Genomic DNA, 11208 nt, shown 5'->3' with positions numbered 1-11208 from the left:
TATTGGGGCTCGCCATCGTTAGCGGCTGCCAGACAAGCGCCTGGCTCACTTCATGAGTGGACAAATAATGGCATTCGGTTCCTTCTGGAACCGAGCCAGACTCAGTGTTTCAGACCCGCCAGTTCCAGCACCTGAGCCAAGAGTTGCTCCAGTGTATCGCTGGAGCGCTGCTCGCTGGGCAGCGCATGCCAGATAACGAACGTATGCTGGCTATCAAGGCAAATATAATAACCATCGAAGGATTCTATATCTTCAAAGCGGCGCTTCAACGTATCGGAAAAAAGGTTCGGTCGTTGTGCACTGTGCCGAATATTCAAGGCAATGCCCCAACCGACGCCCTCCTCACGAAAGACAAGCTCTATACCGGGAGCCCATTGCCAGACACTGGCTCGTCCATCACCGACATGGGTAATGAAACTCTGTTGATCGGTGCTTCGGACAATCACTTCATTCATGCAGCGGCACCCTACTGTAATCACTCTGCCCGTTGCGTAAAGCCGGTGACCACCAAACACTCAACTGCTGCTCATTAGACACAGGTCTTGCACAATCAGACGAATGGCAGTTCGTTGTGCCCATGGAGGAACACCCACTCAAAAACAACTGACTCCCGATCAATAAAAAAGAAAAACAGTTAACCTTCATACTTATATTCCTTACCTTCATCGCTCCTGCCACCCTGCAATAGCAATACTAATTATTGAAGCACCTGGACAGGCATCAACATGGAATCATAATTAATTAATCAACTCAATTGTCTTTTCACAACGGCAATAATGACACTCTCGATGGTATTCCCGGCACACCAGAAACTGCAACAGGACGCAAGGCGATAAAAACTTCAGCAGACTCCCCTGGCTGCAACAAGGTATGCGGCCAGACCGTCACCGCAAGCGTCTGGGCACCGGCACAGGATTGTTCTTCGAACTGCAATGGCTGTCTGCCTATGTTGCGCACCACACTCACTGCAACGCTGTAGTCGACTCCCGCGAACCACTGGGCCTTTTCAGGCCTGAACGCCAGAGGTCGATCGCCGATCTTGCACAAATCCCGTACCGCCGCGCCGGAAGATACAGCGTTGACGCCGGCAGGAATACGACCCTTGACCAACTCACCCAAAGCATTGGCCAGCTTATCGCGCAGCAGGGCGTCCTTACCCGGCGATCCGGTGTGCGCCAGCGCCGCCGCCAACTGTGGCTTGTTCTCCGCAGCCAGGTAACGGGCCGGGTCCACTTGATCGCCAATCAGCCTCGGGGTCAGGATGAACAGCCGTTCGCGTCGTGAGTTTTCCCGGCGCTTGGAAGAAAACAACGGCCCCACCAGCGGCAGATCGCTCAGAAGCGGAACCCGGTCTTCATGATCGCCGCTTTCATCGACATGGAACCCACCGATGACCAGCGAACGATTCTCGCTGATGACCGCCTGGGTACTGACACTGCTGCGCTTGATCCCGGGCGTGGTGCTGTCGGCGTTCTGTTCGATCTGGCCATCTTCGATATCGATGATCAACTGGAAACGGTTCTGCGCGCCATTGGGGATGGTTCGCGGGATAACCTGCAAACTGGTGCCGGCGGTGACGGGTTGAATGTTCGCCACCCGCTCGCCAGTGGCAGTGATATACACGGTGCGACTGAAATCGATCACCGCCGGCTGGTTTTCCAGTGTCAGCACTGACGGATTGGCAATCACCGACGCGACGCCCTGACCTTCCAGGGCCTGTATCTCGGCAAAGAAACGCTTGAAGTCGCTGATAAAAAGGGTCGACGTACCGCCCGTCAACAATGAACTGCCGAAACCGACTGACCCTGCCTTTGCGCTCCAACGCGACTCCAGACGCGATAACTGGGTGCGATCGATATCCAGAATGACCGCATCGATCTCCACCAAATTACGCGAAACATCCAGCTGCTCGATCAGCTTCTCATAGACACCGTGCTTCTGCGGATCGTCATAGATCAGTAGCGCATTGTTGCGTGAGTCAGCCACTACCTTTTTGTTCGACTTACTCGCCGAAGTAGCGACGGATCGAGGCTTGACCGGTTCTCGCTCGCCCGCCAGGCTCTGGATTTTCCCCCGGGCCATGTCTGCCAGCCCCTGGTAGGCCTGTATGCTGTCTTGAAAGCCCACCGGTGTAACGGGTATTCGTCGGCTGTCGAGCAAACCGTTAAGCATATTGGCCACGCCTGGAATCACTAGGCTCTGGTCGCGATAACGAACCTCCCGATCGTCCACCGAGGCATAACGCAAAGGGAACATCATGACCTGCTGCTTCTCTTCAGGCTTGACCTTCTCTTTGCTGAAGCTGCGGATAAACTCGATGTAACTCGAGGGGCCACTGACCAGCACCACGCCTTCATCGGGCAACTCCCCCCAGCCGAAGCGTTTATCCAACAATCCGATATCCGTCAGGGCCTGTTTCAAGTCGGGCGCGGCATCGGCGGAAATTTCCAGGCGCTGAGAAACCTGTTCGGCCTGAGGGCTCACATACAGCTTGCCGTTATAGAGAAACCACTGAAACTGATGCTCCAGCGCCAACCGGTTGAGAAACTCTTCGGCATTGGCCGAGCGTATCTTCGCGTTCACGACACCGTTAACGCCATGCATGCTCAACTTGACACCGAACGACTCGGCAAAGTCGGCAAGCACCGTCGACAACGGTGTTTCAACCGCTTCGTAGGCGTAGGCCGTCTGGCGCCAATCCTCCGGAACGCCAGCCATCGCCGGTAGCGCCAGGGCACCCAGCAGAGGTAACCAGCAAAGTCGCTTAAACATAGGGTCTCCCCATCAAGGTAGGTCGGTCCGCGCGTCGAGGGGGCGCCGCCGCAGGGGCTTGCGTGAGCAGCGATTGCCAGACATCGCGCTGATTGGCCAGTGACTCCAGTGCACGGATGATTGCCGAACTGTCATCGCTCATCAGACGGAGCAAAAGGCAGAGGCGACGTTCCTGCGGATCGAGCGCCAGTGCACCGGCAAAGCGTCCAAGGCTGGGGCCGCAAAGACGCAGCGCAGCCTCAAGCGAAGCATCGTCGCCACGCCAGACTGTGCTGAGCATCGCGCAGCACAGCACACCTCCCCCACGGCGCTGCAAAGACATCCGGGCACTATCGACCGCCAGGCTCAGCTCATGCTCGCCACTGTCCAGCCAACGCTCGACCGTCAGCGTGAGCTCAGCGGATTTCATTGATAATGGCCTTGGCCAGGTTGTGCTTGACCACAACCTCCTGATTTGCCGCCCAGGAGGCGGTGGATGTCTGACGCATGGCGGTGTTGAAGGCGTGCCAGTCATCCGGGGAAAGGCCATCCATCTCTACCGCAGATTTGTCCAACTGTTGTTGCGTGCGCTCGAAATTGCTATCGAGACGGTGTCGGATTGCTTCCAAAGAAAACATGGTGATACTCCTGGTCTTTGACTCTCTGATGAGTGGAACGGCACTTCACTTCGGTTCCATTGCATGCTCAATGGATCAACCGAAACTCAGGCACAGCCGTTGAGGCGCGCTTGTTCTGGCAGAATCCAACGCTGCAAGGCCTGCCAACTCAGATTGAAGTCACCGTTGTCGGAACGCAGGCTCAAACCATCCGCGGGCAGTTGCGGGTCGGCGCGTACCGTCCAGTTCGAATGGCCACGCACACGCAATCGCTCGGCGAGCATTTGTGCAAGGTCCGGATGACAATGCAGCACACTGGCTTCGTCAGCAGGTTGAGCGGCTTTCAGATGGCGTAACAAGGCATCGATACGTGCCGGCTCAGGCACTTCGCCCAGTAACGTGCGTAATGCTTCGTCGAGCAATTGCCGAGCAGTTTCATTCAACCCTTCCCACATCTGCTCGCGCTGCGCTTGCCAGTCGTCGAGCAGCGCTTGAGCTTGCTCCCAGACTTGCGCCTGTGCTTGCTCGGCGGCATCGTCGCGCAACACCTGCGCTTCGGTGAGCGCGGCGTCGAGAATGCCTTGTGCCTGTTCTCGGGCAGCTTCCAGGACCTGCCCCGCGAGCAAACAATCGTCTATCGTTTCTCGACGCAACAGTGGCTCGCCTATGAGTTGGCAATCAGCGGCAAGTGTGAGTTTGCGAACGGCCAGCATGTCCAATCCCCTTACTCCGTGACGTTAAAGACATGCCAACTGACCGCCTCCCACACTGCATCCAGTCTGGACAATGGCATCGCTGGCAGTGTGATCCGCTCGACCGCCTCGACGGCGGCGCGAGGAAATCCCAGACGCAGTTTTTCCCAGGTGGGTTCTGCGGCCCAGGCCTTGAGTAACAACAGACCCGCCTCCTCGGGCGGGTACTGGCGCCAGCCTTCGGGCATCCAATACCCTGGTTGCAACGCCTTGGCCATGCGTCGACACCATGTGTGCCCGATTTCGTCGAGGGTCGGGCCCGACTCGTCCCCGCCGCAGATGGCCACTGCCAGATCCAGGGCTCGTTGCCGGCCCTGCGGCGAAAGCTGGAGCAAGCGCAGCAAGGCCGGACGCGGCTTCTGCGCCGGCAACGCAACAACGTCCAGCCTGTGGCTCAGCCATGAATAGCGAATATTGCCAACCGTCGCGGCCAGCTCGGCATCCAGGCCAATACGCGCTTGCAGATGCCAGCTGGGATGGGCGTGCGACCATCCATAGGCCCACCAGCGCAACCAGTTGAGCGATTGCTCGGGACTTGTTGCGACATTCATCGAGGGTCGCTCAAGGGCGCTTTGTCGGACTTGAGCCGAGCAACAATGGTGTGACGCCACCCCGGGTTCAGCGCGAATAACCCGATCAGAAACAGCAACAACCCCACCGCACTGAGCAGCGCAATCCATTGCCAGAATTCCAGCCGATCGCGTGCAATGACGAACAACCCGAAACTGACCATGTCTGGCTGCGCTTGATAGGTTTCAGCAGGCACGAAGATGACCGACAGTTTCTTTTCATCGGCGCCCGCCATACCCGGGATGCTGCTGGCGACCATGCTGCGAATACGCGGCACGACACTGTCCGGATCAAAATCCTCGCGGTGTTTGATAAAGACCGCCGCAGAGGCTGGTTGTACCGGCTCGCCCGGTGCAATGCGCTCAGGCAACACGACATGCACTCGCGCCACCACCACACCATCGATCTGCGAAAGCGTGCGCTCCAGTTCTTGCGACAGCGCATAGATGTAGCGTGCCCGTTCCTCGAGCGGCGAGGAGATCACCCCTTCCTTGCGAAAAATATCGCCCAGGCTCGAATGCGAGTCGCGCGGCAAACCAACGGCACTGAGCACCCGGACTGCGCGCGAGATATCTTGCGCAGAGACCAGGACCGCCACACTGGTTTTGTCCACGCGCTTCTGTGCATCGATGTGCTTGTTCGACAACTCGGCAAGTACTTCATTGGCATCCTGCTCGGAAAGGCCACGATGCAATTCCATGCGGTCGCCACAGGCAGCCATCGACATCGACAGCAGCAGGACGCTTGCCAGCCTCACTACTCTAAGACGCATATTCATGCCTATTGCAGACTGGTGAGTTTTTCCACGCTCTGTGCGGCTTTGCTAACGATTTTTGCGCTGAGCAAACTCTCCAGATAAAACGAGGACAACGAGCGGTTGGCCTTCATCGCGTCTTGCGGGTCGATGGACCTCGACGCCCGATCCAGATCCCGTGCGGCCCGATCGCTGAAGCGCTGTAGCGACAGCGAGGCCTGCGAGGCCGGGATAGCCACCTGATCGGCGCTTGCCGGTTTCTCGGCGGCCCGATGCAAGGTGGCGTTGAACCAAGCGATGTCTGCCTTGGCAGGAGCATCGTCTGGCGTTATTGCAGAACCGGATACCTCTGCGTGACTACCTGTTATGCGTGTAATCGCCATCACACTCCTCCTGCCAAGGCATGGGTGTTGCCCTTAACCACGGGCGCTGGTGGAAGACTGCTGGACCAGCACGGAAAGTACGTTGCCGGCCGCAATGCTGGCGTCGGTTTGCAGCGTATTGCCAGCGCCACCGTTCAAGAAGTTCTGCCCGGCATTCGGCATGTCTGCCGCCAGAGAGTTACCTTGAGCGTTGTCTTTGACTTGCCCTTTGATCATGTCGATGGCCTTCTGGAATTGCTCGCCTTCGGCACGGGACATGTAGGTATCACCCTCGGACAGCTCACCCATCCAGTCCTTCGACTTGCCATCCGGCTTGCCGAATTCTTCCGGGTGCATGTCCATGAAGCGGGCCACTTCCTTGAGCACATCCTTGTCTTCAGGTTCGAACGCCACCTCGCCACGCTTGTCGCGAGCAGGATCGCCGGTCGGCTTGAGCAGATTGCCGAGCGTCTCTTCACCCAGATCGCCGAGCAAGGCCGACAACAAGTCATTGGTGTCCAGCGAGCCTGAGTCGTTCTGCGTACTGTTGCTGCCGAACCCACCGGAGGCGTTGCCCACGCTATCACCGAGAATCTCTTGAATCAGACTCTCCAGCCCCTTGGCAAAGGCTTCCTTTTCATCGCCGCTGAGATAGTCATCTTCTCCCAGCTCATCCTTCCAGCCATTCACATTGCCAGTGGCATCGTCGGGCTTTCCGAACTTTTCCGGGTTCTTGTCCATATGTTCCGCGACCATGGCGACCAGAGGATTTTTCTGGTCGAATGTCGCGCCGCTGCCTTTTTTATCAAGTAACACGTCGCTCAGCAAAGAAGCGATGCTACTGGCCGTATCGCTGTTCTTACTGTCGAACTCGGCAACGTTATTGAAGCCACTGGACAACGATGCAGTACTTAATGAAGAAGCAATCATGCGTCCTACTCCTTAACAGTGATGACCCTATAGCCCTACCCGTTTACACGGGCAGGGCTGTCGTCAACTTAGTAGTTGATGGCCTTACCGGTTTGCTGCATCGCGTTCTGGGATTTAGTTGCCGAGTCCTGATAGGCACTGGAAATGCCGTTCACGGTATCGGTCATCATTTTGTTGGATTGCGCTTCAGCATTCATCGTAGTGGTCGCAGCAGCAGTTGCGTCCATCTTAGTCATTGCAGCCATCGAAGCGCCAAGGGAAGCACCACCAGCCATAGTTATTACTCCTGATCATTGAAGGTTTTTTTGAACATCGACATGACATTCGCTTAATGAGTGGAGGCGCGTAGAAAATGGTTCCAAAGTTTCTCGCAGACAAAGAATGCCGATAGTGCTCCAGGGCACTTTGCCCCCATCATTAGCCATCGAACAGGTCGTCTGGTCGGGCCAATGATCAATGCGTGTCAGGGTGACTCCCGTCTTGCACGCCTATTCTTCCCGTCAGAAAAGAGCATTTCTAACGATTGTCATATCCCATCAGATCAACTCCTCTAAATGGGAGTTTGATAAACACCAGGTTTTAGAACCAAAACAGTGCATGAACGATTTTAGACTGTGCCTGGCCACCGCTCAGAAACGCACTCCACCCCCATCCACTCGCTCGTAGAGGTGATATCCAAAGCTTTCATGCGGTGATAAAGGGTCCGCTTGGGAATCCCCAGTTCACTGACAACCGCCTCGATGCATTTGGAATGGCGAAGCAGTGAATCCTGAATGAGCGCTTTCTCGAACGATCTCAATTGGGGCTTCAGCAATACCGTACTTTCACCGTAGGCATGATGCTCACCCTGCAAGGGCGAAACCCCCAACACAAAACGTTCTGCAGCGCCCTTGAGCTCCCGGATATTACCCGGCCAATGATGGCTGAGCAGTTGCGTGCGCAAATCGGCCGCGGCTTGAAGCATGGGCTTGGCGTGTTTGAATGCCGCATCCTCGGCAAAGCGCTCGAACAAGGGCAATATCAAGTCAGGTCGCGAGCGCAGAGTCGGAAGTTTGATGGTGATCACATTCAAGCGAAAAAACAGGTCGCGACGGAATTTACCTTGCTCGACCAGTGTTTTCAGTGGGGTTTGCGTCGCCACCAGAACGCGCAGATCCAAGGGTACGAAACGAGTCGAGCCCAATCGCTCGATACCCCGCATCTCCAGCACCCTGAGCAGTTTTGCCTGCAATAGCGGCGGCATGCTGTCGATCTCATCGAGAAATAACGTGCCTTTGTCGGAGGCTTCGATGTAACCGGATCGAGATTTATGCGCCCCGGTAAAAGCCCCTGCCATCACCCCGAACAACTCGCTTTCGGCCAGTTGCTCGGGCACCGCGGCACAGTTCAGAGCGATAAACGGCCCTGGACGTCCGGAGAGTTGATGGGCACGCCGCGCCAGCGTGTCTTTCCCGGTACCGGTCTCCCCCTCAAGAATCATGTCCACTTTGAGAGGAGCGGCCGTTCGTATGAATGACTGTAAAGCCCCCCAAATATCTAGTACTTCATGCACCTGTTGTGGATGGTTATTTCCCATAACGCCCCCCGCCATCCTTTTCATTAACCATGACGAAACTCCTCTGCCACCTGGGCCTTTTTATACGATCATGTGCTTTAACTGCCGCAAGCCCTCAGTTCTTTTATCATTCTTGAGTGCCCAGCGGGGAACATGATAAGCAAACTTCAATCGACATCCCAACCTTTCACAACGGACGCACCAACATAGTGCAACAATTCCAGTATCATTAATTCTCATAAAATCAGAATCGTACCAAACCCACCCCAACCCCGAATGAATACCTCAATAACCCCGGCTCGCTTGCTGGCGCCTTAAACCCGAAAAAAACAAAAATTGTCTAACAAAATAAAACGGGGCTCGTATTTGACTGGATCAGTAAATGTTAGTTTTTGTCAGCTTTTTAAATGGTTATGTGTCTTTCCTCCTGCATAACTCACATAAATCTAGCCAGAGTTTACGACGCTACGAACAATACTGTTCGTAACGAACACTATTGACGCACGACATAGTAACAAGCTCTTATAATCGAATACCCTACCGCCGAAATCATCGACACGCATCATGAACTATACCTATTGAGTAATTGTGTTTATTCAATTAACTGGAATAGGCAGTCGCTCTCTTCGTTCGGGCATCGCGCAATCGGCTCAACATGGGAGACTTTCCGAATGGGAGTAACGTGAAGATCTGATTAACCGCTGGGCCAATCGTCGGCAATCTCCGATGGCCCATACCGGGCCCTAATACCAGTCAGTCAAGCCGTAACGCGATCTGTAGTCGCTGGCGAAGCCTGGGTTTTGGCAGCTGCAAAGAGTGAGGCGCGGTTGAAATCAAGAGCGCTTGGCGGCTCACATCGAAAGGCTGATCCCAGACTCGCAGGCAACTCGTCGTCCTGCTCCTTCCTGGCAATTTTCTCCTTGGCCGCCTCCTTTATGGCTCATGAAAAAACACGCGTCAGCACAATTAACAGCAGGGACTATGCCGATTTCTTTTGACACGTCGTCTTTCGGGACGATGGAGGTTCTGGCTTGGTGACTCAGGAGACGCAAGGTCGCTTTAACCCGCCATCTCGGTGATGAGCGGCTACACCGTCACATGTTCAAATGATAACGTCATGCTCAATAGCGGCTTTCTCAGCTGATCATATCGATCAGTGCGCGTGGGCGAACTGGCACGCTGAAAATCTCTGTACTCACCACAGCTTCATAAGAACAGCAATCCGCAACAGCTCGTCCCTTTACCGTAGATTCGCTACTATGTTTGCCCCGCGTTCCTTGTCAGCGGATTTCTTCATTCTGGAGCCCGAATGCCTAGTCAAAAGGACATCGCCGCCGACAGCGGCGCACCGATGATTCCTGAACAGCGCCGTGAATTGATGCTGCGTCAGTTGCGCAAGCATCAGGTGCTGAGCGTTCATCAGTTGATGGACATGTTCGACTGTTCGCACATGACCATCCGCCGCGATATCGCGCTGCTTGAACAGGAAGGCCGTGCTTACTCGGTAACCGGTGGCGTGCGAATCGCCAGCCAGCTCCACAGCGAGCCCAGCCATCAGTTCAAGGCGGTGGTCGAGTTGCCGCAGAAGCAGGCAATGGCCAAGCTGGCCGCACGACTGTTGCATGCCGATATGACGATTTATCTGGATGCGGGGACGAGCACGCTGGAGATCGTCCCGTACATCAAGGCCCTGTCGGGCATGACCGTGGTGACCAACGACTTCGGGATTGTCCAGGCGCTGATCGATGCACCCCATGTCACGGTGATTCATACCGGCGGGCAGCTGGATCATTCCAATCAATCGTGCGTGGGCGGTCTGGCGGTGGCCACCTTGCGCCAGGTCGTCACCGATGTCGCCTTCATCTCCACCAGCTCCTGGGATTTGCGTCGCGGCCTTACCACGCCTTCGGCGCTGAAGGTGGAGGTCAAGCAAGTCGCGATGCAATCGGCCTCACAAGTGGTGCTGGTGGCGAGCAGTTCGAAGTACGGCACGTTCAGCATGTACAGGATCGCCGGGCTCGAGCAGTTCGACATCATCCTCAGCGACGACGCGCTGACCCCCGCCGCGGCCGATAGCATCCGCAAGCAGGGTGTCGAACTGTTGTTGCCTTCCGATAGCAACGTGTAGGGCGTTAGCGCGCCTTCCAGTCCCGCAGCCACTGCAAGCCGGCCGATGTGTTGCCACGCGGCCGGTATTCGCACCCTACCCACCCGTCATAACCCAACTGGTCGATCAACTCGAACAGATAGGGATAGTTGACTTCTCCCAGGTCCGGCTCATGCCGATCCGGCACGCCAGCGATCTGGATATGGCCGATGCCGTCGAAGTCCCGACGCAGTTTAGTGGCCAGGTCACCTTCGACGATCTGGCAGTGGTAGCAGTCGAACTGAACCTTCAGGTTACTGGCGCCCACTTCCTTGCAGATGGCCTGGGCCTGATCCTGGCGGTTGAGGAAAAAGCCCGGCATGTCCCGCGTGTTGATTGGTTCCAGCAGCACCGTGATGCCGGCCTTGGCGGCCTGCGCGGTAGCGTACGCCAGGTTCTCCAGGTACACGCCATGATGCCGCGAGCGATCGCTTTCTGACGGCAGCAACCCGGCCATCACATGGATACGCGAGTTGCCCAGTACCGCGGCGTATTCCAGCGCGCGATCAAAGCCGCTACGAAATTCACGCTCTCGGCCCGGCAATGACACCGTGCCCCGCTCGCCCGCTGCCCAATCGCCGGGCGGTGCGTTGAACAGAGCCTGCACCAAGCCATTGTCGCTCAAGCGCTGTTTGAGTTCCTGAGCGCTGTAGTCGTAGGGAAACAGGTATTCCACGGCTTCGAAACCATCGGCGGCAGCGGCGGCGAAGCGATCCAGAAACTCATGTTCCGGGTAGAGCATGCTGAGGTTTGCAGCAAAACGAGGCATGG

Annotated in this window: 14 protein-coding genes; 1 reads left to right on the top strand and 13 read right to left on the bottom strand. The window is 56.2% G+C overall.

The window, feature by feature from the left end:
- Positions 1-101 precede the first annotated feature (101 nt).
- The 12 genes from ACA044_RS13040 to ACA044_RS12985 form a co-directional block, all read right to left on the bottom strand.
- A complete protein-coding gene (locus ACA044_RS13040; RefSeq protein WP_497446703.1) occupies positions 102-455 on the bottom strand; it encodes a negative regulator of hrp expression HrpV in 354 nt (117 codons plus the stop codon).
- Positions 448-645 carry an HrpT family type III secretion system protein gene (gene hrpT / locus ACA044_RS13035; protein WP_497446702.1) on the bottom strand — a complete coding sequence of 66 codons (198 nt, stop codon included), beginning with the start codon at positions 643-645 and terminating at the stop codon, positions 448-450. Before hrpT ends, ACA044_RS13040 begins: the two co-directional genes overlap by 8 nt.
- Positions 646-762: 117 nt before the next feature.
- Positions 763-2772 (bottom strand): type III secretion system outer membrane ring subunit SctC, encoded by a 2010-nt coding sequence (gene sctC, locus ACA044_RS13030; protein ID WP_497446701.1) that lies wholly within the window; start codon positions 2770-2772, stop codon positions 763-765.
- Positions 2765-3181: a type III secretion system chaperone gene (locus ACA044_RS13025; protein WP_497446700.1), complete on the bottom strand. Its 417-nt coding sequence runs from the start codon at positions 3179-3181 to the stop codon at positions 2765-2767. Before ACA044_RS13025 ends, sctC begins: the two co-directional genes overlap by 8 nt.
- Positions 3168-3389, bottom strand: coding sequence for an HPr kinase (locus ACA044_RS13020; protein WP_007906128.1), 222 nt, complete (start codon positions 3387-3389; stop codon positions 3168-3170). The genes ACA044_RS13025 and ACA044_RS13020 overlap by 14 nt, the downstream gene beginning before the upstream one ends.
- Before the next feature lie 86 nt (positions 3390-3475).
- On the bottom strand, positions 3476-4081 hold the full coding sequence (sctL, locus tag ACA044_RS13015; protein WP_497446699.1) for a type III secretion system stator protein SctL: 606 nt from the start codon (positions 4079-4081) through the stop codon (positions 3476-3478).
- An 11-nt stretch (positions 4082-4092) separates the two neighbouring features.
- Complete coding sequence (locus ACA044_RS13010) at positions 4093-4671, bottom strand: hypothetical protein (protein WP_497446698.1); 579 nt, start codon at positions 4669-4671, stop codon at positions 4093-4095.
- Positions 4668-5462, bottom strand: a complete 795-nt coding sequence (gene sctJ, locus ACA044_RS13005; protein ID WP_497446697.1) for a type III secretion system inner membrane ring lipoprotein SctJ — start codon at positions 5460-5462, stop codon at positions 4668-4670. The genes ACA044_RS13010 and sctJ overlap by 4 nt, the downstream gene beginning before the upstream one ends.
- A gap of 8 nt (positions 5463-5470) precedes the next feature.
- Positions 5471-5827 (bottom strand): type III secretion system inner rod subunit SctI, encoded by a 357-nt coding sequence (sctI, locus tag ACA044_RS13000; protein WP_497446696.1) that lies wholly within the window; start codon positions 5825-5827, stop codon positions 5471-5473.
- A gap of 33 nt (positions 5828-5860) precedes the next feature.
- Positions 5861-6736: a DNA-binding protein gene (locus ACA044_RS12995; RefSeq protein WP_497446695.1), complete on the bottom strand. Its 876-nt coding sequence runs from the start codon at positions 6734-6736 to the stop codon at positions 5861-5863.
- Between the two features lie 68 nt (positions 6737-6804).
- Entirely contained in the window at positions 6805-7011 is a 207-nt protein-coding gene (locus ACA044_RS12990) for a type III secretion system major pilin HrpA (RefSeq protein WP_260954414.1), read from the bottom strand.
- A 332-nt stretch (positions 7012-7343) separates the two neighbouring features.
- The gene (locus ACA044_RS12985; RefSeq protein ID WP_497446694.1) at positions 7344-8312 is read right to left on the bottom strand and encodes a sigma 54-interacting transcriptional regulator; all 969 of its coding nucleotides are present in this window, start codon (positions 8310-8312) and stop codon (positions 7344-7346) included.
- 1288 nt (positions 8313-9600) lie between these two features.
- Between ACA044_RS12985 and ACA044_RS12980 the strand changes: the two genes are divergently transcribed.
- Positions 9601-10419 (top strand): DeoR/GlpR family DNA-binding transcription regulator, encoded by an 819-nt coding sequence (locus ACA044_RS12980; protein WP_497446693.1) that lies wholly within the window; start codon positions 9601-9603, stop codon positions 10417-10419.
- 4 nt (positions 10420-10423) lie between these two features.
- Here the strand turns inward: ACA044_RS12980 and otnI are convergent, their stop codons facing one another.
- Positions 10424-11206, bottom strand: a complete 783-nt coding sequence (otnI, locus tag ACA044_RS12975; protein ID WP_497446692.1) for a 2-oxo-tetronate isomerase — start codon at positions 11204-11206, stop codon at positions 10424-10426.
- Positions 11207-11208: the final 2 nt, after the last annotated feature.

It is taken from the genome of Pseudomonas sp. LBUM1673, from assembly GCF_059695645.1.
The sequence above is the reverse complement of the archived record's forward strand: the minus strand, read 5'-3'. Positions and strand labels throughout refer to the sequence as shown.